Source organism: Blastochloris tepida, assembly GCF_003966715.1.
GTDB classification, from domain to species: domain Bacteria; phylum Pseudomonadota; class Alphaproteobacteria; order Rhizobiales; family Xanthobacteraceae; genus Blastochloris; species Blastochloris tepida.
This window is the reverse complement of sequence record NZ_AP018907.1, coordinates 3,185,670-3,209,199: the sequence shown is the minus strand read 5'-3', so window position 1 is coordinate 3,209,199 and position 23,530 is coordinate 3,185,670. Positions and strand designations below refer to the sequence as shown.

Below are 23,530 nucleotides of genomic sequence, written 5' to 3'. Positions count from 1 at the left end.
CTCTTCGCCGTCTCCGGAGCAAAGGCCTCGGAGACCGGCGCCCGAAAGGTGGAATGCCATGAACGAACAGTTGCAGGCGCTGCTCGATCGGCTCAAGCAAGCCCAGCGGGAACTGCTGCTGCAGTGCGCGCAGACGGATACGCTGCCGAGCGACAAGACCTTGCGCAAGATCGCCGATCTCGAAGGGGCGATCTCGGCCGTCGAGATGATGCTCGGCGAGTAGACGACCGTCCCGGGCGGGGCACCGGCTTACGCCGCCGGCCGCTCGCCCGCCCGAAGCGCCTCACCTGTTCTGGAACTGCGCTGCGCGCTTTTCGGCGAAGGCCGCCATGCCTTCCTTCTGGTCGGCGGTGGCGAACATCGAATGGAACGCCCGCCGTTCGAACAGCAGCCCCTCCTCCAGCGACACCTCGTCGACGCGCTTGACGCACTCCTTGACCGCCAGCACCGCGGCGAGCGGCATGGCGGCAATGGTGGCGGCGACATCCAGCGCCACGGTGAGAAGCTCCGCCGCCGGCACCACGCGCGACACCAGCCCCGCCCGCTCGGCCTCGGCCGCGTCCATCATGCGGCCGGTGAGGCAGAGATCCATCGCCTTGGCGCGGCCCACCAGCCGGGTGAGGCGCTGGGTGCCGCCCGCGCCCGGCGTCACGCCAAGCTTGATCTCCGGCTGGCCGAACTTGGCATTGTCGGCGGCGATGATCACGTCGCACATCATGGCGATCTCGCAGCCGCCGCCGAGCGCGTAGCCGGCCACGGCGGCGACGATCGGCTTGCGCTTCTTGGCGATGGCGCCCCAGTTGAGGAACTCGTCGAGGAAGGTCGCCGGGAACTGGCGCGACTGCATCTCCTTGATGTCGGCGCCGGCCGCGAACGCCTTGGCCGAGCCGGTGAGCACCATGCAGCCGATATTGGGATCGGCATCGAACGCCGTCAGCGCCGCGTCGAGTTCGCTGGTGAGCTGGTCGCACAGCGCGTTCAGCGCCTGCGGCCGGTTCAGCGTGATCAGCCCCACGCGGCCGTGGGTCTCGACGATCAGGGTCTCGTAGCTCATCTGGTCCTCCCGGGGTGTTTGCCGGGAGGTTACCGAATGGCACCGCTCACGCAACCGCGCGGCGTCTCGTCCGTTGGTCGGGGGACGGTGAGGCAAGCCAAGAGACCCTCGCCGGCAGGCCCTCAGCGGCTTGGGCGCTGGCAGGCCGGGCAGAAGAAGGTGGAGCGTCCCGCCTGCACCTCGCGCCGCACGATGCCGCGGCAGCGCGGGCGCGGGCAGGGCTCGCCCTCGCGGTCATAGACGCGGAAGGCGTGCTGGAAATAGCCGAGGCTGCCGTCCGGCCGGGCATGGTCGGCGATCGACGAGCCGCCGGCGGCGATCGCCTCGGCCAGTACCTCGCGCACCGCCCCGGCGAGCCGCGTTGCCGCAGCCGTCGGCGCCCCGGATGCGTTTGCCAGCGTGGCGGCGGCATTGAGCGGCGACAGGCCGGCCCGATGCAGCGCCTCGCACACATAGATGTTGCCGAGCCCGGCAATCACGTGCTGGTCGAGCAGCAGCGCTTTCAGGCTGGTCGTTCGGTTGCGGGCGGCCTCGGCCAGCGTCGCGGCCGAGAAGGCGTTGCCGAGCGGCTCCGGCCCGAGGCCGGCGAACAGCCTGTGGCTCTCAAGCTCCGCGCGCGGGACCAAGGTCATCAGGCCGAACCGGCGCGGGTCGTTGTAGGTGACGCGGGCGCCCGAGGCGAGCTCGAACACCACATGGTCGTGGGCCGGGTCGCGGTTGCGCGGATGGTGGAAGATGCCCACCGCTTCGGCCTCGATGCGGAACGAGCCGGACATGCCGAGGTGCATCACCAGCACCTCGCCGCTGTCGAGGTCGGCCAGCAGGTATTTCGCCCGGCGGCCCAGCGCATCGATGCGGCAGCCGGCGAGGCGGCGGGCGAAGCCGGGCGGAAACGGCAGGCGCAGGTCGGCCCGGCCCAGCCGGACGGCGGTGATGCGGGCACCCTCCAGCACCGGCTGCAGGCCGCGGCGCACGGTTTCGACTTCGGGCAGTTCGGGCATGGAACCTTTCAGGAACGAGGCTTGCGGGAAACACCGCACGCGGGCAGGCACGCTGATGCGAAACCGGCAGGGCAGACCCTGCGAAACCGCGCCCCGCCGGCCCAAAGGGCTGGGATCCCTGGCGATTCTCCCGCCGGCGGTGGGCGGCGTTCCCGTTGCGGCGATCCTTGCCCGATGGACGCCAATGAGATAGCGCGCAGGGCGGCGCTGGGCTATGGTCCGCGCCGCTTCGAGCAGGGACGGTTTTTCGAGCAGGGTGGTAGGACAGATGGCCGGCGGCGATACGCTTCGCGATACGGAAGCGACCCATTTCGGATTCAGAGAGGTTCCGCTTGCCGAGAAGCAGGCGCTGGTGGACGACGTGTTCGCCACCGTCGCCCGGCGCTACGACCTGATGAACGACCTGATGTCCGGCGGCCTCCACCGGCTGTGGAAGGACGCCATGGTCAACACGCTGGCGGCGCCCAAGTCGAGCCGGCCGTTCCGGCTGGTCGACGTCGGCGGCGGCACCGGCGACATTTCGTTCCGGGTGGTCGAAGGGGCGGGGCCTGCCGTCACCTCCACGGTGTGCGACATCAATCCCGAGATGCTGAAGGTCGGCGAGGAGCGCGCCCGCGAACGCGGAATCGATGACCGCGTGACCTTCGTCGAGGGCAATGCCGAGGAACTGCCGTTCGGGAACAGCGAGTTCGACGGCTACACCATCGCCTTCGCCATCCGCAACGTGCCGCGCATCGACCGGGCGCTGGCCGAGGCCTACCGGGTGCTCAAGCCGGGCTCGCGCTTCCTGTGCCTGGAATTCTCCAATGTCGACGTGCCGGGCCTCGACAAGATCTACGACTTCTATTCCTTCCATCTGATCCCGCGCATCGGCCGGATGGTGGTGGGCGAGGCCCAGCCCTACGAGTATCTCGTCGAGTCGATCCGCCGCTTCCCCAACCGCGCCGTGTTCTCCGACATGATCGCCGCGGCCGGCTTCGAGCGCGTGTCGGCGACGCCGATGACCGGCGGCGTCGTGGCGCTGCATTCCGCCTGGAAGATCTGACGATCGATCTGTTCTGAAAGCCCTGATCTCGTGTTGCGTGCCATTGGCCATTTTGCCCGCCTCGCCCGCGCAGGCTTCATCTGCGCGCGCGAAGGCGTCTTCGCCATCATCGATCCCCAGTCGCTGCCGCCGGTGCTGCGCTTCGTCGTCGCGTTCGGACGGCTGATCGAGCGCCGCAATGCCGGCGGCGCCGACGTGCGGCTGTCGGCGGCGCTCACCCGGCTTGGGCCGTCCTGGGTCAAGTTCGGCCAGTTCCTGGCGACGCGGCCCGACATCGTCGGCGCGGCACTCGCCCGCGACCTGGAGAACCTCCAGGACCGGATGGCCCCCTTCGGCACCGACGAGGCGCGCCGGGTGATCGAGAGTGCGCTGGGCGCGCCGGTCGAGACGCTGTTCGTCGAGTTCGGCCCGCCGGTGGCCGCGGCGTCCATCGCCCAGGTCCACCGTGCCGCGGTTCTGCTGCCGGACGGCAGCCGCCGCGCGGTGGCGGTGAAGGTGCTGCGCCCCGGCGTCGAGCGGCGCTTCCAGCGCGACCTCGACGACTTCTTCTTCCTCGCCCGCTTCGGCGAGCGCAACAGCAAGGAAGGCGAGCGGCTGCGCCTCGTCGCCGCCGTCGAGACGCTCGCCCGCTCGGTGGTCATGGAGATGGACTTCCGCCTGGAGGCGGCCGCCCTCTCCGAAATGGCCGAGAACACCGCCGGGGACGCCGATTTCCGCGTGCCGGATGTCGATTGGGACCGCACCGCCCGCAGCGTGCTGACGCAGGAATGGATCGACGGCATCAAGCTGTCCGATCAGGCGGCGCTCCTTGCCGCCGGCCACGACCTCAAGGCCATCAGCCGCGCGCTGATGCAGAGCTTCCTGCGCCACGCCATGCGCGACGGCTTCTTCCACGGCGACATGCACCCCGGCAATCTGTTCGTCGACGAGCAGGGCCGCATCGTCGCCGTCGATTTCGGCATCATGGGCCGGCTCGGCGACACCGAGCAGCGCTTCCTCGCCGAGGTGCTGCACGGCTTCATCGTGCGCAACTACCGCCGCGTCGCCGAAATCCATTTCGAGGTCGGCTACGTGCCGGACATCCATCCGGTGGAGGCCTTCACCCAGGCGGTGCGGGCCATCGGCGAGCCGATCCACGGCCGCTCGACCGACCAGATCTCGATGGCCAAGCTGCTCACGCTGATGTTCGAGATCACCGCGCTGTTCGGCATGCGCACCCGGCCCGAGCTGCTGCTGCTGCAGAAGAGCATGGTGGTGGTGGAGGGCGTGGCCCGCGCGCTCGACCCCAAATTCGACATGTGGTCGGCCTCCGCGCCGGTGGTGAAGGAGTGGATCGCCCGCAATCTCGGCCCGGTCGGGCGGGTGGAAGACGTCACCGAAGGCGCGATCGGCGTCGGCCGCTTCGTCGGCGCGGTGCCGGACCTGCTCACGCGGGCCGCAATCATCACCCGCCGCGCCGACGAACTGACCCGCGCCGGCTTCGTGCTGGCGCCGGAGACGGTCGAGGCGATCGGCCGCGCCGAGGGGCGCGGCAACCGCTCGCTCGCCGCGGCGGCCTGGATCATCGCCGCGCTGCTCGCCGCCCTCCTGGCCGTGCTGGTGTTGAAGCTGGGGTGAGGGCGTTGCTGGCATTGCCGGCGCTGCCTATACTTCCGGCATGCCGAAAACGTCCGCCACACCGAGATCGCGCGCCGCCGGCAAGACGACCGCCGGCAAGACGACTGCCGGGAAAGCCGGCGCGCGCCGCACCGCCAGCCTGACCATCCGCGGCCTTGACGCCGGGGTGAAGGCGCGGCTGCGCCGCCGCGCGGCCGAGCGCGGCCACTCGATGGAGGAGGAGGCGCGGCAGTTGCTGACCCGCGCTCTGGCCGAGCCCGAGACCGGCCTTGCCTCCGCCATTCATCGGCTGTTTGCGCCGCTCGGGGGTGTCGAGCTCGACCTGCCGCCGCGCGAACCCGGTCGCGAGCCGCCGACCTTCGATTGATGTTCGTGCTCGACACCAATGTGGTCTCCGAGCTGATGCGCCCGGCGCCGGAGCCACGGGTCTTCGAGTGGGTCGATGCGATAAGCCGCAATGACCTGTTCATCGCGGTCTTCACCCAGTGTGAAATTCTGCTCGGCATCGCCAAGATGCCGCACGGCGCGCGCCGCGACGTCCTGGCCGCACGCGCGGGAATCATGTTCTCGGATCGGTTCCACGGCCGAATCCTGGCATTCGATTCTCTGGCAGCGGTCCATTACGTTGACATTTTCACCAGCCGGGGAAAGCTCGGCCGACCGATTGCGCTCTTCGATGCCGGCATCGCTGCCATCGCTCGCGCCAACGGCATGGCCATGGTGACCCGCAATGTGAAAGACTTCCACGGTGTCGGCCTCGACATCATCGACCCCTGGTCCGCCTAGCCCGGAAATTCCCCCGTGTCCGCCACGTCCTCCGCCCCCGCCAAGCGCGTTCTCCTCGTCATCGGCGGCGGCATCTCCGCCTACAAGGTGCTGGAGGCGATCCGCCGCCTGCGCGAGCGCGGCGTTCTGGTGCGCTGCATCCTCACCAGGGCGGGGGCGGAATTCGTCACCCCGCTCACCGTCGGCACGCTGTCGGCGGAGCGGGTGTTTAGCGAACTGTTCGACCTCACCGACGAGCACGATGTCGGCCACATCAAGCTGGCGCGCGACTGCGACCTCGTGGTGGTGGCCCCCGCCACCGCCGACTTCATCGCGAAAATGGCGCTGGGCCTCGCCAACGACCTCGCCTCGACCGCGCTGCTCGCCACCGACCGGCCGATCCTCATCGTGCCGGCGATGAACCCGTCGATGTGGGCGCACCCCGCCACCCAGGCCAATGTGGCGACGCTCAAGGCGCGCGGCGTCGCGGTGCTGGGGCCGGCGATGGGCGCGATGGCCGAGCGCGGCGAGAGCGGGCTCGGCCGCATGGTCGAGCCGCCGGAGATCGTCGAGGCGGTGATGGCGCAGCTCGCGCCAGAGCCCGGCCCGCTCAAGGGGCGGCACATCCTGGTCACCTCCGGTCCGACCCGCGAGCCGATCGACCCGGTGCGCTACATCGCCAATCATTCCTCGGGCAAACAGGGCCACGCCATCGCCGCCGCCGCCGCCGCCGCTGGCGCCCGCGTCACCCTGGTCTCGGGGCCGGTGCGGCTCGACGACCCCGACGGCGTCGATGTCGTCCACATCGAGACCGCCCGCGAGATGCTGGCCGCCTGCGAGGCGGCGCTGCCGGCCGATGCCGCGGTGTTCGCCGCGGCGGTCGCCGATTGGCGCGTCGCGCGCGATGCCGGCCAGAAGATCAAGAAGACCGGCGACGGCCCGCCGGCCCTGGCGCTGGTCGAGAACCCCGACATCCTCGCCACCATTTCGCGCAGCATAAGCCGGCCGCCGCTCGTCATCGGCTTCGCCGCCGAGACCGAGCACGTGCTCGACCACGCCAAGGCCAAGCTTAAGCGAAAAGGCTGCGACCTCATCGTCGCCAATGACGTCTCGCCCGAATCCGGCGTGATGGGCGGCGAGCGCAATCGCGTGCATCTGGTGTCGGCGGCGGGCGTCGAGAGCTGGCCGGATCTGTCCAAGGACGAGGTGGCGCGCCGCCTCGTGGCGCGCATCGCGGCACAGTTGGGCGAGGGTGCATGATGATCGAGCTTGCCGTCCGCCGCTTGCCGCACGCCGAGGGCTTGCCGCTGCCGGCCTACGCCACCGAGGGCGCGGCCGGGCTCGACCTTCTCGCCGCCGTGCCGCTTGATGCGCCGCTGACGTTGCAGCCCGGCGCCCGCATTGCCGTGCCGACCGGGCTCGAGATGGCGATTCCGCCCGGCTTCGAGGGCCAGGTGCGCCCGCGCTCGGGGCTCGCTTTGAAGCATGGCGTCACCGTGCTCAATGCGCCCGGCACCATCGATTCCGACTATCGCGGCGAGGTGGCGGTGATCCTGGTCAATCTCGGCGCGGCGCCGTTCACCATCGCCCGCGGCGACCGCATCGCCCAGCTTGTTGTGGCGGCGGTGACGCAGGCCCGGCTGGTGCCGGTCGATGAACTCCCCGCTACCGTCCGCGGCGCCGGCGGCTTCGGCTCGACCGGCGTCGGTTCCGGGTGCGCCTGAAGGATCCGCCATGCGCCTCTTGTCGCGCCGGGCCCATCTCGCGGTTGCCGCCGTGCTCGACGTGGCCCTCCATGCGCGCGGCGCCGCGGTGCCCGGCAAGGCGGTTGCCGCCCGGCTTGGCCTGCCGGCGCGCGCGCTCGAGCCCCTGCTGCAGGCGTTGGTGCGCGAAGGCTTTCTCGCCGCCACGCGCGGCCCGCATGGCGGCTACACGCTGGCGCGCGAGCGCCGGCGCATCCGGCTCGCCGATATCCTGGCCGCCGCCGAGCGCGCCGAGCCCGACGGCCTGCCGCCATCGGCGCTGATCGAGCGGATCGTCACGCCGGTGCTGGCGGAGGCCGCGGCCGGTGCCCGCGATCGGCTCAGCGCCACCACGCTGGACGACCTCTGCCGGCAGGCCGAGGCCGCGGGTCTCGGCCGCGACCGCAGCGGCGAGGACTTCACAATTTGACGCCCGCGGCCCGGAACGTGCCACCGGCCGGACACGCCGATGTCTTGAATCGCCGCTATCAGGCGCGCGCGGGCCGGGCGGCAGGGTAGCCGGCGCCGCCCGCCCGGTGTATCGCGGGGCCGCTCCGTTCCCACCCGATTTGGCCCGCCATGCTTCGCCGCCTCTACGACGCCGTCATCGCTCTCTCCGAGAAGAAATCCGCGCCCTGGTACATGGGCGCTGTATCCTTTGCCGAGAGCTCGTTCTTCCCGGTGCCGCCGGACGTGATGCTGGTGCCGATGGCGCTCGCCCGGCCGGACCGGGCGTGGTTCCTGGCCTTCGTGTGCACCGTCACCTCGGTGCTGGGCGGCATCGCCGGCTACGCCATCGGCGCGCTGCTCTATGATTCGGTCGGCCAGTGGATCGTGTCGCTCTACGGCTATGGCGACAAGCTGGAGGCCTTCCGCGCCGCCTATGCCGAGTGGGGCGCTTGGATCATCCTGATCAAGGGGCTGACGCCGATCCCCTACAAGCTGGTGACCATCGCCTCCGGCTTTTCCGGCTACGACCTCGCATCCTTCATCGTGCTGTCGCTGATCACCCGCGGTCTGCGCTTCTATTTCCTCGCTTTCCTGATCAACCGGTGGGGCCTCGAGGCGCGCGGGTTCATTGAGCGTCGGCTGGGGCTGGTGACGGCGGTGCTGGCGCTGATCGTGGTGGCCGGCTTCGTGATCGCCGCGAAGGTGATCTGATACGGTTTCCGGCCGATCAGGCCGGAGAACCGTATTCCGATCGCCGAAAAATCCTCATCCGATCAAGGATTTTTCGGCGAGATCGTTTCCGGTATCCCGAAGGGATCAACCGGAAACCGTAAGAGGCCGCAAGCCCCAAGCCCGATCCTCACCCCGTCTTGTCGGGGAACCGGCAGAGGTCGCGCGCGAGGCAGCGCGGGCAGTCCGGCTTCTGGGCCTTGCAGACGTAGCGCCCGTGCAGGATCAGCCAGTGGTGGGCGTTGTGCTTGAAGGCGTCCGGCACCACCCGCTGCAGTTCCTCCTCAACCGCCAGCGGCGTCCTGCCGGGGGCGAGGCCGAGCCGGTTCGACACCCTAAACAGGTGGGTGTCGACGGCGATCGTCGGTTCGCCGAAGGCGGTGTTCAGCACCACGTTCGCAGTCTTGCGGCCGACGCCCGGCAGCGCCTCCAGGGCTGCGCGCTCGCGCGGCACCTCGCCGCCATGGTGCGCGACGAGCTGTTCCGACAGCGCCACCACGTTCTTGGCCTTGGTGCGGAAGAGCCCGATGGTCTTGATCAGGTCGCGCACCTTGTCCTCGCCCAGCGCCACCATTTTGGCCGGCGTGTCGGCGGCGGCGAACAGCGCGGGCGTCGCCTTGTTGACGCCGGCATCGGTCGCCTGCGCCGACAGCACCACCGCCACCAGCAGCGTGAACGGGTTGGTGTAGTGAAGCTCGGTGGTCGGCGCCGGATTGGCGGCGGCGAAGCGGCGGAACAGCTCGGCGATCTCGTCGGCGCTCATGCGGTCCGGGCGCACGGCGCCGGGCTTCGCAGGCGCAGCGGGGGCTGCTTTGAGGACGGGTTTGCGCGGCATGTCGCGGTCCGGGGAACGGCGCCCCTCTATAGCGGTTGAAGCCGGCCCGGCCAATCGGCGGCGAAATCGGGTGGCGCGGCGTCCGCGTGCTTGCCAGGATGGTCCCTCCCAGGATGGCCCCGGAGACCGCCATGCTCGACCGCGTGCCGACCGCTCCCGATCCCGCCGTCGATCCCGCCGATTACGAGGCGGTGCGCCGTGCCATCGCCTTCATCAGCGAAGCCTGGAAGAGCCAGCCCGAGACGGAGGCGATCGCCGATGCCGCCGGGCTCGACGTGCGCCAGCTCAACGCCCTGTTCCGGCGCTGGGCCGGGCTGACGCCGAAGGCGTTTCTCCAGGCGGTGACCTTCGACCACGCCCGGCGCGTGCTGGCCGCAAGCGGCAATGTGTTCGACGCGGCCCTCGACCTCGGCCTGTCCGGCCCCTCGCGGCTGCACGACCTGTTCGTCAGCTTCGAGGCGATGTCGCCGGGCGAGTGGAAGCAGGGCGGGGCCGGCGCCACGGTCTGGTACGGCGTCCATCCCTCGCCGTTCGGCGCGGCGCTGGTGATGGCCACCGCCCGCGGTCTCGCCGGCCTCGCCTTCGCCGATGCCGGCGGCGAGGCGTCAGCCCTCGCCGACATGCGCGCCCGCTGGCCAGCAGCGCATCTGGTGGAGGATGCGGCACGCACCGCGCCGCTCGCCCGGCGCATCTTCGATGCCACGGCGTGGCGGCCGGAGGCGCCGCTGCGCGTGGTGCTGATCGGCACCGATTTTCAGATTCGGGTGTGGGAGACGCTGGCGCGGATTCCGCTTGGCCGCGCTGCCACCTATGCCGACGTCGCCGCGGCGATCGGGCAGCCCGCCGCGGTGCGCGCGGTCGGCGCGGCGGTGGGGCGAAACCCGGTCGCCTTCGTCGTGCCCTGCCACCGGGTGGTGGGCCAGGGCGGCGCGCTCACCGGCTATCATTGGGGCCTGACCAGGAAGCGCGCGATGCTGGGCTGGGAGGCCGGGCGGCTCGCCGCCGCGGCAGGCGTCGATCATATGGTTTCCGGTTGATCCCTTCGGAACAACCGCTTGCAGGAGGCCGCGCTCTCTTTCCCTCTCCCGCAAGGGGAGAGGGAAGAAGAGGCCGAGCCGATCAGCCGGAAACCGTATCAGCCCGCGAGATCCTGCCAGCTCTCGACCGTCGAATCGGCATTGAGGCGATAGACGATCGGCACGCCGGTGGCGAGTTCGCGCTTGAGGATGCCTTCCGGCGTCAGCCGCTCCAGCACCATCACCAGCGCGCGCAGCGAATTGCCGTGGGCCGAGACCAGCACGCGCTTGCCGCGTAGCACCTGCGGCAGGATCTCCTGCACGTAATAGGGCAGGGTGCGGGCCACGGTGTCCTTCAGGCTTTCGCCGCCGGGGGGCGCGATGTCGTAGGAGCGGCGCCAGATATGCACCTGCTCCTCGCCCCACTTCTTGCGGGCGTCGTCCTTGTTGAGGCCGGTGAGATCGCCATAGTCGCGCTCGTTCAGCCGCCAGTCGCGGATGGTCTCGAGCTCCGGCTGGCCGATCTCCGCCAAAGCGAGGCGGAGCGTCTCCTGGGCGCGCGACAGGTCCGAGGTGAAGGCGATGTCGAACGCGAGGCCGAGATTCTTCAGCTTGCGGCCGGCGGCCTTGGCCTCTTCGACGCCCAACTCGGTGAGGCCGGGATCCTTCCAGCCGGTGAACAGGTTCTTCAAGTTCCAGTCGCTCTGGCCATGGCGGCAGAGCACGAGGAGACGCTCGCTCATCGGGAATCCTTGTCGCTGTCAGAAGTCGGTGAGGCCGAGCACGTCGGCCATCGAATAGAGGCCGGGCGGCTTGCCCTGCGCCCAGGCGGCGGCGCGCAGCGCCCCGCGCGCGAAGATCATGCGGTCCTCGGCCCGGTGGCCGAGCATCAGGCGCTCGGCCGGGCCGGCGAAGATCACGTCATGGTCGCCCACCACCGTGCCGCCGCGCAGCGCGGCGAAGCCGATGTCGCCCGCGTGCCGGGCGCCGGTGATGCCGTCGCGGCCGCGCACCGCCCGCTCGTCGAGGTCGACGCCGCGGCCGGCGGCCGCCGCCTTGCCGAGCAGCAGCGCCGTGCCCGAGGGCGCATCGACCTTCATGCGGTGATGCATCTCGACGATCTCGATGTCGAAATCCTCGCCCAGCGTCGCCGCGGCGCGCTTCACCAGCGCCGCCAGGAGATTGACGCCGAGGCTCATATTGCCGGACTTGACCAGCGCGGTGCGCGCGGCCAGCGCCGCCAGCGCCGCCTCCTCCTCGGCCGAGAAGCCGGTGGAGCCGATGACGTGGAACAGGCCGGCTTCGGCCGCGAGCGCGGCGTGCAGCAGGCTCGATTCGGGCGAGGTGAAGTCGAGCACCCCGTCCGCCCCTTCGAACGCCGCCTGCGGCTCGTCCAGCACCGGCACGCCCAGCGCCGGCAGCCCGGCCAGCACGCCGGCATCGCGCCCCAGCGCCGGCGATCCCGGACGCTCGACCGCGCCGGTCAGCGTCACGCCGTCGGCCTCCTCGATCGCTCGAATGAGCGCACGCCCCATGCGCCCGCCGGCGCCCACCACCACCAGCCGCAGATCGGCCATCGCATCCTCCCGCCTTGACGTCCGGGACTGTCGCGACGCGCCCGGCGGAGTCAAGTCGCTTCAGGGCAGATCAGCCGGGCTGCGGCCCGTCATAGCCCTCGATGACCACCAGATCGACCTCGCAGCCGCGCAGCAGATACTGCTTGGCGTCCTGATACTCGGGCGAGGCGTAGCAGGCCTTCGCCGCCTCGATGCTGGGGAATTCCAGCACCACATTGTGGGACCTGGAGGTGCCCATCCCCTCGAACGGCCCGCCACGCACGATGAACCGGCCGCCGAACTTGGCGAAGGCGATGGCGTTGCGCTTGCGGTATTCGTCATAGAGCGACGGGTCCTTCACCTCGACCCGCGCGATCCAGTAGCCCTTGGCCATCGTCGTCTCCGATAGATTGGTGCCGTTTCGTCGTCCCGGCCGGGCGCCGGGATTCTTCGCATTCGGCATCGCGAGAAGAAGGGGGTGCCTCTGTCCTGGCGGCGGTCGCGGGGTCTCGCCGCGCGCCCGAGGACGGCGAAAGGGAAGCGCGGCCTCAGATCGCGGCGGCCGCCGCGATCTCGCCGACGATGGCGTCGGCGGCCCGCTTGGGGTCGGGCGCGGCGATGATCGGCCGGCCGACGACGAGGTAGTCCGCCCCCGCCCGCACGGCGGCGGCCGGCCCCACCACCCGCTTCTGGTCGCCCTGCGCAGCACCCGCCGGGCGGATGCCCGGCGTCACCAGCGCCATGTCGGGGCCGACGATGGCCCGCACCGCGGCCGCCTCCGCCGCCGAGCAGACGATGCCGTCGATGCCGATCTCGCGGGCCTGGGCGGCCTGGCGCGCCACGGTCTCGGCCACCGAGCCCTGGATGCCGGCTGCGGCGAGATCGCTGTCGTCCCACGAGGTCAGCACGGTGACCGCGAGAATCCGCAGGTCGGAGGAGCCGCGTCCGGCGACGGCGGCGCGCATGGTCTGGGGATAGGCGTGGACGGTGAGGAAGGACACGCCGAGCTCGGCGGCGCGCCGTGTGGCGCGCTCCACCGTATTGCCGATGTCGTGCAGCTTGAGATCGAGAAAGACGTGATAGCCGGCCGCCGCCAACTCGCCGGCGAACTCGATGCCGCCGGCCACCGCCAGCTCCAGGCCGATCTTGTAGAACACCGCCGATTCGGCGAGCGTCTCGACCAGGGCCTCGGCCTCGCCGACCGTCGGAACGTCGAGCGCGACGATGAGGCGTTCGCGAGCCGCTACGATCATGGACCTTCGCTCCCTGTCCGCTTGGATGCCGATCTTCGAGCCCGATATTCGATGCCAGTTCCGGCGGCCGATACGCAAGCCGGCCGCTGTCGCCGCTTGCACGCCGGCGGCAGGCTTCTGCCGCGCGCCGGCCGGTGACGCGCGTTGCTGGCGTCGGGCAAACTCTAGCTCAGCCGCGGCGATAAACCCAGACCCGTGCCGGCGGCACGTTCATCCAGATCCGCGGGCTCACATGGGCGGAATAGTCGCCGGCATGCTTGGGGATCGGCGGCACCACCGCATAGGTGAACTGGATGAAGGGCGCGCCCGGATGCATCAGCCGGAAGGCGGCATCGAGCAGCGACAGCCGCTGCGGCAGCGGCTTGGTGAATAGCGGCAGCGACGACACCACCGCCGCGGCCGGCTCGGTGAGCTGGTGCTGCAGCGCCCGTGTCAGCGCGTAGGCGTCGCCCTGCACCACGGTGGCGGCCGGATAGCGGCGGGCCAGCAGGCGGCAGAACTGGTCGTTGAACTCCACCAGCACCAGCCGCTCGGTCGACAGGCCGCGGGCGATCAGCGCCTCGGTGACGGCGCCGGTGCCGGGCCCGAGCTCGATCACCGCCCCGGGCCGCGACAGGTCGACCTGCTCGGCCATGGCGCGCGCCAGCGCCCGGCCGGAGGGGGCCACCGCGCCGGTGATCAGCGGACGCTGGAACCACGACTGGAGAAAGCGCACCTCGTCGTCGAGGCGCAGCGGCTTCTTCGCGTTGAAATTTCTCTGGAGCATGACCGGTTTCCGGACGGCCCGGCGAGGCGACGAAAGGCTTAAACCGAGCGTTTCGGTCGGTCAAGGCAAGGGGCCCCGCAAGGCCCCTCTATTCGCGCATCCCGTCGAAGAAATCCCGCACCTTGGCGAAAAACCCGGTGGACTCCGGATGGTTCTCCTTGGAGGAGGCGCGGTCGAATTCCTGCAGCAGCTCCTTCTGACGCTTGGACAGCTTCTGCGGCGTCTCGATCACCACCTGGACGTACATGTCGCCGGAGGCCTTCGAGCGCAGCACCGGCATGCCCTTGCCCGGCAAGCGGAATCGCTTTCCGGACTGGGTGCCCTCGGGCACCTTCACCTTGGTCTTGCCGCCGTCGATGGTCGGCACCTGGAACTCGCCGCCGAGCGCGGCGGTGACCATCGAGATCGGCACCCGGCAGTAGAGGTCGGAGCCCTCGCGCTGGAAGAACGGGTGCGGCTGGATCGACAGGAAGATGTAGAGGTCGCCGTTCGGGCCGCCGCGCATGCCGGCCTCGCCCTCGCCGGCAAGGCGGATGCGGGTGCCGTCCTCGACGCCGGCCGGGATGTTGACCGCCAGCGTGCGCTCGCGCGTCACCCGCCCGGCGCCGCCGCAGGCCTGGCAGGGATCCTCGATCACCGTGCCGCGGCCCTGGCAGGTCGGGCAGGTGCGCTCCAGCGTGAAGAAGCCCTGCTGGTGGCGGATGCGGCCGGCGCCGCCGCAGGTGCGGCAGGGCACCGGGCTGGTGCCGGGGGCTGCGCCCGAGCCCGAGCACGCCTCGCAGGCGACCGTGGTGGGGATGCGGATCTGGGCGCTCTTGCCCTTGAACGCCTCGTCGAGCGTAATCTCCATATTGTAGCGGAGATCGGCGCCGCGCTCCCGGCCCGGGGCGCGCGAGCGCGCCCGCCCGCCGACCCCGAACAGGTCGTCGAAGATGTCGGCAAACGTGTTGGCGAAGTCCGAGCCGAAACCGGCCGGCCCGCCCGCGCCCCCGCCGTGCTCGAAGGCGGCGTGGCCGAAGCGGTCATAGGCGGCGCGCTTCTGCTCGTCCTTCAGGATGTCGTAGGCTTCGTTGATTTCCTTGAAGCGATGCTCGGCGTCCGTGTCGGTCGGGTTGCGGTCCGGGTGCCATTTCATCGCCAGCTTGCGGAACGCCGACTTGAGCTCCACATGCGTCGCCTCGCGCGACACCCCCAGGACTTCGTAATAATCGCGCTTCGCCATGGTTTCAGTGCCATGCATGGTGCGCACCGCCCCTTAAGGACGCGCACGGCGCATCCCCTTTCGAGATGCGCCGGCCGAATGCGACAGATAACGGGGAAAGGCCCCCGTCCCCTGGAAGCCGAATGCCGGCGTCGAGGACGGGGGCCATGGTCCGGTCTCCTGCGGTCAGGCCGACTTCTTGTTCTTCTTGTCGTCGTCGACCTCGGTGAACTCGGCGTCCACCACATCGTCCTGCTTGCCTGCGCCGGCACCGGCGCCCGCACCCGGCCCGCCGGCATCGCCCTGGCTCGCGGCATACATCGCCTCGCCGAGCTTCATTGACACCTGGGCCAGCGTGTTGGCCTTGGCCTTGATGGCCTCGGCGTCGTCGCCCTTGAGCGCGGTCTTGAGGTCGGCCAGCGCGTCCTCGATCATCTTGCGGTCGGTCTCGGCCACCTTGGAGCCGTAGTCGGCCAGCGACTTCTCGGTCGAGTGGACCAGCGCGTCGGCCTGGTTCTTGGCCTCCACCGCCTCGCGCCGCTTCTTGTCCTCGGCGGCGTGCGACTCGGCGTCCTTGACCATGCGCTCGATGTCGGCGTCGGAGAGGCCGCCCGAGGCCTGGATGCGGATCTGCTGCTCCTTGCCGGTGCCCTTGTCCTTGGCCGAGACGTTGACGATGCCGTTGGCGTCGATGTCGAACGTCACCTCGATCTGCGGGATGCCGCGCGGTGCCGGCGGAATGCCCATCAGGTCGAACTGGCCGAGCATCTTGTTGTCGGCCGCCATCTCGCGCTCGCCCTGGAAGACGCGGATGGTCACCGCGTTCTGGTTGTCCTCGGCGGTCGAGAACACCTGGCTCTTCTTGGTCGGGATTGTGGTGTTGCGGTCGATGAGGCGGGTGAACACGCCGCCCAGCGTCTCGATGCCCAGCGACAGCGGGGTCACGTCGAGCAGCAGCACGTCGCGCACGTCGCCCTGCAGCACGCCGGCCTGGATCGCCGCGCCGATCGCCACCACCTCGTCGGGGTTGACGCCCTTGTGCGGCTCCTTGCCGAAGAACTGCTTCACCACCTCCTGGACCTTCGGCATGCGGGTCATGCCGCCGACCAGCACCACCTCGTCGATCTCGCCGGCGGTGAGGCCGGCATCCTTCAGGGCGCGCCGGCACGGCTCGACGGTCTGCTGGATCAGGTCGTCGACCAGCGCCTCGAACTTGGCGCGGGTGAGCTTCATGGTCAGGTGCTTCGGGCCCGAGGCGTCGGCCGTGATGAACGGCAGGTTGATCTCGGTCTGCGAGGTCGAGGAGAGCTCGATCTTGGCCTTCTCGGCGGCCTCCTTGAGGCGCTGCAGCGCCAGCTTGTCGCGGCGCAGGTCGATGCCCTGCTCCTTCTGGAACTCATCGGCGAGATAGCCGACGAGGCGCATGTCGAAGTCCTCGCCGCCGAGGAAGGTGTCGCCATTGGTCGACTTCACCTCGAACACGCCGTCGCCGATCTCGAGGATCGAGATGTCGAAGGTGCCGCCGCCGAGGTCGTAGACGGCGATGGTGCCGTTGCCCTTCTTCTCAAGGCCGTAGGCCAGCGCCGCCGCGGTCGGCTCGTTGATGATGCGCAGCACTTCGAGGCCGGCGATCTTGCCGGCGTCCTTGGTGGCCTGACGCTGGGCGTCGTTGAAGTAGGCCGGAACGGTGATCACCGCCTTGTCGACCTTGGCGCCGAGATAGGCCTCGGCGGTCTCCTTCATCTTCTGCAGCGTGAAGGCGGAGATCTGCGAGGGCGAATAGCTCTTGCCGTCGGCCTCGACCCAGGCGTCGCCATTGCCAGCGCGCACGATCTTGTAGGGGACGAGCTTCTTGTCCTTCTCGACCATCGGGTCGTCATAGCGGCGGCCGATCAGGCGCTTCACCGCGAAGAACGTCCGCTCCGGATTGGTGACGGCCTGGCGCTTGGCCGGCTGGCCGACGAGGCGTTCGCCGTCGTCGGTAAAGGCGACGATCGAAGGCGTGGTGCGCGCGCCTTCAGCGTTCTCGATCACTTTCGGCGTCTTGCCTTCCATGACCGCGACGCAGGAATTGGTGGTGCCGAGGTCGATGCCGATGACTTTCGACATTGCGGTAGCCTTCCTTCTGCAGCGGGCCGGCCGGGCCTTTATGAGCACCCGGATGCTGGTGAAGTCGCGAAGCGGCCGTTTCGCCCCGCCGCGGCCCACCAAAGCGCGGCCCCTCAAGGGTTCGGCGGCTATATAAGGAGCGGGTGTAAAGCCCACAAGAGGCGTCGCCGGGGCGGTTCGTCCACCGTTCCGGCCACGGAATATCTGTCGCGCCCCCCGGCCCGCGCTCCCGCGCCGATGTGCCCCGGCACGGCAGGACGATCGTACGGCTTGCGGCCGATCAGGCCGTCGCGCCGTCGTCGGCTCGCCGGAAACCCCGTTATCGAATAAGGGGTTTTCGGCGAAATCGGTTCCGGCCTCCCGAAGCGGTGAGCCGGAGACTCATCATACCGGCAAGCCGGTCTCCGCCGCCAGCGCCTGCAGGTTCGCCTCGGGGCGCGCGCCCATGTGCGAGATCACCTCGGCCGCCGCCATCGCGCCGAGCCGGGCCGAGGTGGCGTGGTCGAAGCCGCGGGCGAAGCCGTGCAGGAAGCCGGCGGCGAACAGGTCGCCGGCGCCGGTGGTGTCGACCACCCGCTCCACCGGCATGGCCGGCACCTCGACCGGGTCCGCGGCATTCAGCACCACCGCGCCCTTCTCGCTGCGCGTCACCACCGCCAGCTTGGCGTCCTGGCGGATCGCCGCCAGCGCGGTGGCGAAGTCGGCGGTCTGGTAGAGCGCGTGCAGCTCGGCCTCGTTGGCGAACACGATGTCGACGGTGCCGGAGCGCAGCAGGTGCAGGAACTCGTCGCGCCAGCGGTCGACACAGAACGCGTCCGACAGCGTCAGCGCCACGTGGCGCTTTGCCTCATGGGCGTAGGCGGCGGCCGCCCGGAACGCCTCCTTGGCGTTCGGCGGATCCCACAGATAGCCTTCGAGATAGGTCACCGCCGAGGCCGCCACCATGTCGCGGTCGATGTCGCCGGGCGCCAGATCCTGGGCGGCGCCGAGATAGGTGTTCATGGTGCGCTGGCCGTCCGGCGTCACCAGGATGAAGCAGCGCGCGGTGGCCGGGCCGTCGGCGGCGGCCGGCGTGTCGAAGGCGACGCCGAGCGAGCGGATGTCGTGGCGGAAGGTGGCGCCGAGCCCGTCCGCCTTCACCTTGCCGGCGAAGGCGGCGCGGCCGCCGAGCGCGGCGATGCCGGCGATGGTGTTGGCGGCCGAGCCGCCGGAGACCTCGATCGCCGGCCCCATCGCCGCATAGATCGCCTCGGCGCGGGCCTCGTCGATCAGCGTCATCGCGCCCTTGGCCATCGTGTGGGCGGTGAGGAAGTCCTCCTCGCAGCGCGACAGCACATCGACGATGGCGTTGCCGAGACCGAGGACGTCGTAGCGAAGGGTCATGGGATGGGATCCGCGCTGAGAAGGGCGGCCGCGGCCTAGCATCGCCTCCGGCTCGGCGCAACGCCGCTCCCCAGGAACACCGGTCCCCATGACGGCTTCATCTTCGCCGGTTAGGGTCCAGCGAAAGCGAATCGCATGTCCCTCCTGCGCAAGGTCTCGTCCGTCGGCGCCGCCACGCTGGTCTCGCGCGTGCTCGGCTTCGTGCGCGATGCGATGATGGCGGCGGTGCTGGGGGCGGGGCCGCTCGCCGATGCCTTCGTCGCCGCCTTCCAATTGCCCAACCTCGCGCGCCGCCTGCTGGCCGAGGGCGCGCTGAACGCCGCCTTCGTGCCGGCGTGGCTGACGCTCAGGGCCGAGGCCGGGCCGGACGCCGCCCGCGCCTTCACCTCCCGGGTGTTCGGCACATTGGCGGCGCTGCTCGTGGGGCTCGTGGCGCTCGTTGTCCTGCTCATGCCGCAGGTGGTCGGGCTGATCGCGCCGGGCTTCGCGCCGCAGGACGCCCGCTTCGCGCTCGCCGTCGATTGGGCGCGTTGGACGGTCGGCTATGTCGTGCTGGCCGGGCTGGTGGCGGTGCTGGCCGGGGTGCTCAACGCCAATGGCCGGGTGGGGGCCGCCGCCGCGCTGCCGATCGCCTTCAATCTGGTGATGATCGCAGCCCTCGCGGCGGCGCTCTTCGCCGGCCTGGCCGAGAGCGCGGCGGCAGGCACGCTGCTGGCGCTGGCGGTGCTCGTGGCCGGGCTCGTTCAGCTCGCTTTGGTCGGGCTTGCCGCCGCACGGCTGCCGGCGCGGCCGCTCGACCGGCCGAGCGTCGATGCCGGGCCGGACATAAGGCGCTTCTTCCGCCGCGCCGGGCCGGGGCTCATCGCCGCCGGCATTCCGCAGATCAAGTTCTTCGCCGCGGTGGCCATCGCCTCGGGCGTGCCCGGTGCGGCCTCCTACCTCTGGTATGCCGACCGGCTCTACGAGCTGCCGCTCGGCATCGTCTCGGCCATCGCCGCCGGCGTCCTGGTGCCGGTGCTCGCCGCCCACGCCCGTGCCGCCGATGGCGCGGCTCTGATCGGCGCCCAGTCGCGGGCGATCGAGTTCGCCGCCGGGTTGGCGCTGCCGGCCGCAGTCGGGCTGGTGCTGCTGGCCGACCCGATCGCCCGCACCCTGTTCGAGCGCGGTGCCTTCGGGCCTGCGGACAGTGCCGCCACCGCCGCGGTGCTGGCGGCGCTGGCCTTCGGCCTGCCCGGCCACGTGCTGGAGAAGGTGTTCGCCGCCGGCTCTTACGCCCACAACGACACCGCGACGCCGATGATGACCGCGCTCGCCGGGCTCGGCGTGGCGGTCGCCGGTGGCCTGCTGCTCCTGCCGGCGTTCGGCGCTGCCGGTGTGGCGGCGGCGATGGCCGCATCGGGCTGGGTCAATGCGGCAAGCCTCGCCGCCATCGAGGCGCGGCGCGGCCGGCTGCGGCTCGATCCGGCGACGCCGCGCACGCTGGCCAAGGTGGCTGCCGCCGCGGCGCTGATGGCGCTCGCCCTCGCCCTGGTGCGGGAACTGGCGGCGGGCCTTCTCGCGGGCGGCACGGCGGCGCGGGTGCTGGCGCTCGCGGCCCTCATCGGCTGCGGCGGCGCGGTCTATGCCGCGGCCGTCCAGGCGATGGGCGCCTTCGACCTCGCGCGGCTTTCCGGCCTTCGCGGCGGGCGGACCTGAGCCTGCGTCACCGGCCGCGCCGGCTGCCGCAAGGTTGTCGTCGCCGGGGGATTCATTAATATTTGACCGTTCCGGCAGGTTCCGGCCGGGCGGATCCCGTTCGGGCAGGGTTTGTTGACCGCCATGCCGCAGTTTCGTGGCCGGTCGCCGCATGAGGGAAGGGCTCGATTGCGGGCGTTGCGAAGCGCTTTGAGACTCCCGCGAGTTCCTGGCCGCAGCAGGTGTGCGGAGAATTTGGGCGCCGCGGGCGGAAGATCACGAAAGATCGGTATGCCGTTGATAAGAAATACGTGCTAGCACGCCGCATGATCCCCGGCTCATGACCCGCGAACCATGACCCCCGGCCTTGGTAAGCACAGGACAGTTTGTGGACAGAGGCAGATGACTGCGAACCGACAGGCAGCCCGCCCCGGCGTGGCGTTTCCGAAATCCCTCTGGGCGGCGGTCACGGCCGGCGGGCCCACCTATCGCACCCTTGACGGCGAGGCCGAGGCGGATGTCGTCGTCGTGGGCGGCGGCCTTTCCGGTCTGGCGGCGGCGCTTCACCTCGCCGAGGCCGGCCACAACGTGGCGGTGATCGAGGCGGCCGAGCCCGGCTGGGGCGCCGCCGGCCGCAACAACGGGCAGGTCATTCCCACCCTCCCGTTCCATGATCCCGACGACATCGTCGCCCGCGAAGGCGAGGCTGGCGAGCGGTTCGTCGGCCTGCTGCGCAACAGCGCCCAGCATCTGTTCAACACCGTCTCCCGCCTCGGCATCGCCGCCGAGGCCCAGCAGACCGGCTGGCTCCAGCCGGCCCACTCGGACGGCCGCATGCGGCAGGTCGAGAGCCGCGTCGAGCAGTGGGCGAAGCGGGGCGCCCCGGTCGAACTGCTGACCAGCGATCAGGTGCGTCAGCTCACCGGCTCGAACGCGTGGTTCGGCGGCTGGCTGAACCGCTCGGGCGGCCACGTCAATCCGCTGGCGCTGACGCGCGGCCTCGCCCAGGCGGTGACGGTCGCCCGCGGCCGCATCTACGCCAACTCGCCGGCCTACGGCATCCGCCGCGACGAGGACCGCTGGGTGGTGGACACCAAGGGCGGCCGGATCACCGCCCGCGCGCTGATCCTCGCCACCAACGCCTATACTGGCGAGTTCGCCTCGCTGATGGGCACCCCGGCCACCCATATCCGCCGCGAGATCCTGCCGGTGCTGTCGTGGCAGATCGCCACCGAGCCGATGCCCGCCTCGGTGCAGCAGGCGGTGCTGCCGCGCCGCCATGCGCTCACCGACACCCATCTCGATCCGCATTTCATGCGCTGGGATGCCCGCGGCCGTCTGGTCACCGGGGGCGCGCTCGCCAACCCGCTCAGCGGCGCCTGGAACCTGAAGACCCACATCACCCGCCGCCTGCAGCGCCTGTTCCCGGACGTGTTCGACGACGTGCGCTTCGACTATGTCTGGAACGGCCGCATCGCGGTGACGCCCGACCATTTCCCGCGCTTCCACAGGCTCGGCCCCGATGCGGTGGGCTGGACCGGCTGCAATGGCCGCGGCGTGGCGCTGGCGCTGTCGGTCGGCCGCGAACTGGCGCGCGCCGTCACCGGAACGCCCGACCAGGACATCGCTCTGCCGTTCGGGCCGCCGACCGTGGTGCCCTATCAGTCGCTGGCCAAGGCGGCGACGCCGCTGGCCGTGGCGTTCCTTCGCTGGCAGGACAGCCGCGAGGTCGCCTGATCCGGGCATCGGCCCGGACGGTGTGTCCGGGCCCATACGGTTTCCGGGTGATCGGCGCAGCGTGATCGGCGCGGCTTCTTTCTTCCCTCTCCCCTTGCGGGAGAGGGGGGAGAGACCGAGCGAAGCGATGTCGAGCCGGGGGAGGGGGCCGGCCTGAGAACCCACCCCTCACCCGCCTCGCGATCTTAAGATCGCTCGGCACCCTCTCCCGCAAGGGGAGAGGGGAAGGGAGCGCGGCTCACCGGCGTTGACCGCCCCGAGGACCGCCCCGAGTTTGTCGCCCGGAAACCGTGCGAAGGGCGCGATGCCTCGGTTCTGCCTCACCATCGAATATGACGGCACCCCGTTCGTCGGCTGGCAGGTGCAGGCCGCCGGCACCAGCGTGCAGGGCGTTCTGGCGGATGCGGTGTTCGCGCTGTCGGGCGAGCGGGTGCGGCCGACCGGCGCCGGGCGCACCGATGCCGGCGTCCATGCGCTGGGGCAGGTCGCCCATCTCGATCTTGCGCGCGACTGGCGGCCGGACACGCTGCGCGACGGCTTGAATGCGCATCTGCGCCCGCACCCGGTGGCGGTGCTGGCCGCGGCGCGGGTCGCCGACGATTTCAATGCCCGCCTGTCGGCGCGACAGCGGCACTATCGCTATCGCATCGTCAATCGCCGGGCGCCGCTCACCGTGCTGCGGGCCCGCGCCTGGCACGTCATCCGCCCGCTCGATGCGGAGACGATGCACGCCGCCGCCCAGCTATTGGTCGGCCGGCACGACTTCACCACCTTCCGCGCCGCCGAGTGCCAGGCCAAGAGCCCGGTCAAGACGCTGGACCGCCTTGCGGTCGCCCGCGACGGCGAGGAGCTGACGATCGAGGCCTCGGCGCGCTCCTTCCTGCACCACCAGATTCGGTCGATCACCGGCTCGCTGGTGCTGGTCGGCCAGGGCAAGTGGACGCCCCATGACCTCAAATCGGCGCTCGATGCCCGCGAACGCGCCCGCTGCGGCCCGATGGCGCCGCCCGACGGGCTCTATCTGACAGCGGTCGACTATTGATACCGGGAACCGGATCGCGCGTCGGCGAGTTGGCGTACGCGAGTTCAAGGGGGCGAGCCTGACTCCGGCCTCAAGGACACATCGCCGGCGACAAAACCAGAAAGTGCATCCACGCGATGCCGACACATTTTAACCAAGGATCGAAACGATGGGTGCGCCAAAGTTCGCGACAAAATTGATGGCAAGGATTGCCGGCGATGATTGGATGCAGGATCACGATCGGAAAAATTTGATCCTGCACTGCGGTTCTGTGTGGACCTGAACGGCAACAAAGGGGAACGATGATGAAGAAGATTCTCGTGGCTTCAGCCATCGCTCTGGCTCTGGGGGGATGCAGCCAGTATTCGTCGCGGGATCGCGCCGTGGCCGGCGGCCTCATCGGTGCCGGAACCGGGGCGGCGATCGGCGCTGCGGCGACCGGCACCGGCGGCGGCGCGCTGGCCGGCGGCGCGATCGGCGCGGTCGCGGGTGCGGCGATCGGCGCGGCCACCACGCCGGAGCGCTGCTACTGGTCGCGGCGCTATCAGCGGACGATCTGCTACCGCAACTGATACG

Annotated in this window: 25 protein-coding genes; 14 read left to right on the top strand and 11 right to left on the bottom strand. The window is 70.4% G+C overall.

The features are described 5' to 3' along the window. The first annotated feature begins 58 nt into the window (after positions 1-58). Positions 59-223 carry a hypothetical protein gene (locus tag BLTE_RS18265; protein WP_165439200.1) on the top strand — a complete coding sequence of 55 codons (165 nt, stop codon included), beginning with the start codon at positions 59-61 and terminating at the stop codon, positions 221-223. Between the two features lie 60 nt (positions 224-283). Here BLTE_RS18265 and BLTE_RS14550 read toward each other — a convergent pair whose 3' ends face one another. Next, on the bottom strand, positions 284-1,054 hold the full coding sequence (locus BLTE_RS14550; protein WP_126401374.1) for an enoyl-CoA hydratase: 771 nt from the start codon (positions 1,052-1,054) through the stop codon (positions 284-286). Between the two features lie 122 nt (positions 1,055-1,176). Next, positions 1,177-2,055, bottom strand: coding sequence for a bifunctional DNA-formamidopyrimidine glycosylase/DNA-(apurinic or apyrimidinic site) lyase (gene mutM, locus BLTE_RS14545; protein ID WP_126401373.1), 879 nt, complete (start codon positions 2,053-2,055; stop codon positions 1,177-1,179). Between the two features lie 268 nt (positions 2,056-2,323). On the opposite strand from mutM, the gene ubiE reads away from it, so the two are divergent. The 8 genes from ubiE to BLTE_RS14505 all read left to right on the top strand — a co-directional run bounded on the left by ubiE (position 2,324) and on the right by BLTE_RS14505 (position 8,385). Beyond that, positions 2,324-3,100 carry a bifunctional demethylmenaquinone methyltransferase/2-methoxy-6-polyprenyl-1,4-benzoquinol methylase UbiE gene (gene ubiE / locus BLTE_RS14540; protein WP_126401372.1) on the top strand — a complete coding sequence of 259 codons (777 nt, stop codon included), beginning with the start codon at positions 2,324-2,326 and terminating at the stop codon, positions 3,098-3,100. Positions 3,101-3,130: 30 nt separating this feature from the next. Then, on the top strand, positions 3,131-4,717 hold the full coding sequence (ubiB, locus tag BLTE_RS14535) for a 2-polyprenylphenol 6-hydroxylase (RefSeq protein ID WP_126401371.1): 1,587 nt from the start codon (positions 3,131-3,133) through the stop codon (positions 4,715-4,717). A 40-nt stretch (positions 4,718-4,757) separates the two neighbouring features. Beyond that, entirely contained in the window at positions 4,758-5,084 is a 327-nt protein-coding gene (locus BLTE_RS14530; RefSeq protein WP_425290277.1) for a FitA-like ribbon-helix-helix domain-containing protein, read from the top strand. Continuing rightward, positions 5,084-5,503, top strand: coding sequence for a type II toxin-antitoxin system VapC family toxin (locus BLTE_RS14525; protein WP_126401370.1), 420 nt, complete (start codon positions 5,084-5,086; stop codon positions 5,501-5,503). The genes BLTE_RS14530 and BLTE_RS14525 overlap by 1 nt, the downstream gene beginning before the upstream one ends. Positions 5,504-5,518: 15 nt before the next feature. Beyond that, a complete protein-coding gene (gene coaBC, locus BLTE_RS14520; protein ID WP_126401369.1) occupies positions 5,519-6,742 on the top strand; it encodes a bifunctional phosphopantothenoylcysteine decarboxylase/phosphopantothenate--cysteine ligase CoaBC in 1,224 nt (407 codons plus the stop codon). After that, positions 6,739-7,206 (top strand): dUTP diphosphatase, encoded by a 468-nt coding sequence (dut, locus tag BLTE_RS14515; RefSeq protein ID WP_126401368.1) that lies wholly within the window; start codon positions 6,739-6,741, stop codon positions 7,204-7,206. The genes coaBC and dut overlap by 4 nt, the downstream gene beginning before the upstream one ends. A gap of 10 nt (positions 7,207-7,216) precedes the next feature. Then, positions 7,217-7,654: an RrF2 family transcriptional regulator gene (locus BLTE_RS14510; RefSeq protein WP_126401367.1), complete on the top strand. Its 438-nt coding sequence runs from the start codon at positions 7,217-7,219 to the stop codon at positions 7,652-7,654. A 149-nt stretch (positions 7,655-7,803) separates the two neighbouring features. Further along, complete coding sequence (locus tag BLTE_RS14505; RefSeq protein WP_126401366.1) at positions 7,804-8,385, top strand: YqaA family protein; 582 nt, start codon at positions 7,804-7,806, stop codon at positions 8,383-8,385. Positions 8,386-8,533: 148 nt separating this feature from the next. Here the strand turns inward: BLTE_RS14505 and nth are convergent, their stop codons facing one another. Beyond that, positions 8,534-9,238: an endonuclease III gene (nth, locus tag BLTE_RS14500; protein ID WP_126401365.1), complete on the bottom strand. Its 705-nt coding sequence runs from the start codon at positions 9,236-9,238 to the stop codon at positions 8,534-8,536. 131 nt (positions 9,239-9,369) lie between these two features. Here nth and BLTE_RS14495 point away from each other — a divergent pair, with 131 nt between their 5' ends. Next, a complete protein-coding gene (locus BLTE_RS14495) occupies positions 9,370-10,275 on the top strand; it encodes a methylated-DNA--[protein]-cysteine S-methyltransferase (RefSeq protein WP_244600236.1) in 906 nt (301 codons plus the stop codon). A 98-nt stretch (positions 10,276-10,373) separates the two neighbouring features. Here the strand turns inward: BLTE_RS14495 and BLTE_RS14490 are convergent, their stop codons facing one another. The 8 genes from BLTE_RS14490 to BLTE_RS14455 form a co-directional block, all read right to left on the bottom strand. Next, positions 10,374-10,997: a 2,3-bisphosphoglycerate-dependent phosphoglycerate mutase gene (locus BLTE_RS14490; protein ID WP_126401363.1), complete on the bottom strand. Its 624-nt coding sequence runs from the start codon at positions 10,995-10,997 to the stop codon at positions 10,374-10,376. A gap of 18 nt (positions 10,998-11,015) precedes the next feature. Next, positions 11,016-11,831, bottom strand: a complete 816-nt coding sequence (dapB, locus tag BLTE_RS14485; protein ID WP_126401362.1) for a 4-hydroxy-tetrahydrodipicolinate reductase — start codon at positions 11,829-11,831, stop codon at positions 11,016-11,018. Between the two features lie 70 nt (positions 11,832-11,901). Next, complete coding sequence (locus BLTE_RS14480; protein WP_126401361.1) at positions 11,902-12,204, bottom strand: DUF1330 domain-containing protein; 303 nt, start codon at positions 12,202-12,204, stop codon at positions 11,902-11,904. A 154-nt stretch (positions 12,205-12,358) separates the two neighbouring features. Continuing rightward, positions 12,359-13,063, bottom strand: a complete 705-nt coding sequence (gene pyrF, locus BLTE_RS14475) for an orotidine-5'-phosphate decarboxylase (protein WP_126401360.1) — start codon at positions 13,061-13,063, stop codon at positions 12,359-12,361. 169 nt (positions 13,064-13,232) lie between these two features. Beyond that, entirely contained in the window at positions 13,233-13,829 is a 597-nt protein-coding gene (locus tag BLTE_RS14470) for a class I SAM-dependent methyltransferase (RefSeq protein ID WP_126401359.1), read from the bottom strand. Positions 13,830-13,917: 88 nt separating this feature from the next. Continuing rightward, positions 13,918-15,051, bottom strand: coding sequence for a molecular chaperone DnaJ (gene dnaJ, locus BLTE_RS14465; RefSeq protein WP_126402225.1), 1,134 nt, complete (start codon positions 15,049-15,051; stop codon positions 13,918-13,920). A 165-nt stretch (positions 15,052-15,216) separates the two neighbouring features. After that, positions 15,217-17,139: a molecular chaperone DnaK gene (gene dnaK / locus BLTE_RS14460; protein WP_126401358.1), complete on the bottom strand. Its 1,923-nt coding sequence runs from the start codon at positions 17,137-17,139 to the stop codon at positions 15,217-15,219. A 384-nt stretch (positions 17,140-17,523) separates the two neighbouring features. Next, positions 17,524-18,522 (bottom strand): adenosine kinase, encoded by a 999-nt coding sequence (locus tag BLTE_RS14455; protein WP_126401357.1) that lies wholly within the window; start codon positions 18,520-18,522, stop codon positions 17,524-17,526. Between the two features lie 135 nt (positions 18,523-18,657). Here BLTE_RS14455 and murJ point away from each other — a divergent pair, with 135 nt between their 5' ends. From murJ to BLTE_RS14435, 4 genes are all read left to right on the top strand, one after another. Then, on the top strand, positions 18,658-20,217 hold the full coding sequence (gene murJ / locus BLTE_RS14450) for a murein biosynthesis integral membrane protein MurJ (RefSeq protein WP_126401356.1): 1,560 nt from the start codon (positions 18,658-18,660) through the stop codon (positions 20,215-20,217). 381 nt (positions 20,218-20,598) lie between these two features. Next, the gene (locus BLTE_RS14445; RefSeq protein WP_126401355.1) at positions 20,599-21,933 is read left to right on the top strand and encodes an NAD(P)/FAD-dependent oxidoreductase; all 1,335 of its coding nucleotides are present in this window, start codon (positions 20,599-20,601) and stop codon (positions 21,931-21,933) included. A gap of 304 nt (positions 21,934-22,237) precedes the next feature. After that, positions 22,238-22,975 carry a tRNA pseudouridine(38-40) synthase TruA gene (gene truA / locus BLTE_RS14440; RefSeq protein WP_126401354.1) on the top strand — a complete coding sequence of 246 codons (738 nt, stop codon included), beginning with the start codon at positions 22,238-22,240 and terminating at the stop codon, positions 22,973-22,975. 281 nt (positions 22,976-23,256) lie between these two features. Continuing rightward, positions 23,257-23,526 carry a glycine zipper domain-containing protein gene (locus BLTE_RS14435; RefSeq protein WP_244600005.1) on the top strand — a complete coding sequence of 90 codons (270 nt, stop codon included), beginning with the start codon at positions 23,257-23,259 and terminating at the stop codon, positions 23,524-23,526. The last annotated feature ends 4 nt before the right edge of the window (positions 23,527-23,530 follow it).

Bases quoted from the DNA above. Each gene is read 5' to 3' on its own strand.
- BLTE_RS18265 (WP_165439200.1), top strand. From the start codon at position 59: ATGAACGAACAGTTGCAGGCGCTGCTCGATCGGCTCAAGCAAGCCCAG.
- BLTE_RS14550 (WP_126401374.1), bottom strand. From the start codon at position 1,054: ATGAGCTACGAGACCCTGATCGTCGAGACCCACGGCCGCGTGGGGCTG.
- mutM (WP_126401373.1), bottom strand. From the start codon at position 2,055: ATGCCCGAACTGCCCGAAGTCGAAACCGTGCGCCGCGGCCTGCAGCCG.
- ubiE (WP_126401372.1), top strand. From the start codon at position 2,324: ATGGCCGGCGGCGATACGCTTCGCGATACGGAAGCGACCCATTTCGGA.
- BLTE_RS14530 (WP_425290277.1), top strand. From the start codon at position 4,758: ATGCCGAAAACGTCCGCCACACCGAGATCGCGCGCCGCCGGCAAGACG.
- BLTE_RS14525 (WP_126401370.1), top strand. From the start codon at position 5,084: ATGTTCGTGCTCGACACCAATGTGGTCTCCGAGCTGATGCGCCCGGCG.
- dut (WP_126401368.1), top strand. From the start codon at position 6,739: ATGATGATCGAGCTTGCCGTCCGCCGCTTGCCGCACGCCGAGGGCTTG.
- BLTE_RS14510 (WP_126401367.1), top strand. From the start codon at position 7,217: ATGCGCCTCTTGTCGCGCCGGGCCCATCTCGCGGTTGCCGCCGTGCTC.
- BLTE_RS14505 (WP_126401366.1), top strand. From the start codon at position 7,804: ATGCTTCGCCGCCTCTACGACGCCGTCATCGCTCTCTCCGAGAAGAAA.
- nth (WP_126401365.1), bottom strand. From the start codon at position 9,238: ATGCCGCGCAAACCCGTCCTCAAAGCAGCCCCCGCTGCGCCTGCGAAG.
- BLTE_RS14495 (WP_244600236.1), top strand. From the start codon at position 9,370: ATGCTCGACCGCGTGCCGACCGCTCCCGATCCCGCCGTCGATCCCGCC.
- BLTE_RS14490 (WP_126401363.1), bottom strand. From the start codon at position 10,997: ATGAGCGAGCGTCTCCTCGTGCTCTGCCGCCATGGCCAGAGCGACTGG.
- dapB (WP_126401362.1), bottom strand. From the start codon at position 11,831: ATGGCCGATCTGCGGCTGGTGGTGGTGGGCGCCGGCGGGCGCATGGGG.
- BLTE_RS14480 (WP_126401361.1), bottom strand. From the start codon at position 12,204: ATGGCCAAGGGCTACTGGATCGCGCGGGTCGAGGTGAAGGACCCGTCG.
- pyrF (WP_126401360.1), bottom strand. From the start codon at position 13,063: ATGATCGTAGCGGCTCGCGAACGCCTCATCGTCGCGCTCGACGTTCCG.
- BLTE_RS14470 (WP_126401359.1), bottom strand. From the start codon at position 13,829: ATGCTCCAGAGAAATTTCAACGCGAAGAAGCCGCTGCGCCTCGACGAC.
- dnaJ (WP_126402225.1), bottom strand. From the start codon at position 15,051: ATGGCGAAGCGCGATTATTACGAAGTCCTGGGGGTGTCGCGCGAGGCG.
- dnaK (WP_126401358.1), bottom strand. From the start codon at position 17,139: ATGTCGAAAGTCATCGGCATCGACCTCGGCACCACCAATTCCTGCGTC.
- BLTE_RS14455 (WP_126401357.1), bottom strand. From the start codon at position 18,522: ATGACCCTTCGCTACGACGTCCTCGGTCTCGGCAACGCCATCGTCGAT.
- murJ (WP_126401356.1), top strand. From the start codon at position 18,658: ATGTCCCTCCTGCGCAAGGTCTCGTCCGTCGGCGCCGCCACGCTGGTC.
- BLTE_RS14445 (WP_126401355.1), top strand. From the start codon at position 20,599: ATGACTGCGAACCGACAGGCAGCCCGCCCCGGCGTGGCGTTTCCGAAA.
- truA (WP_126401354.1), top strand. From the start codon at position 22,238: ATGCCTCGGTTCTGCCTCACCATCGAATATGACGGCACCCCGTTCGTC.
- BLTE_RS14435 (WP_244600005.1), top strand. From the start codon at position 23,257: ATGATGAAGAAGATTCTCGTGGCTTCAGCCATCGCTCTGGCTCTGGGG.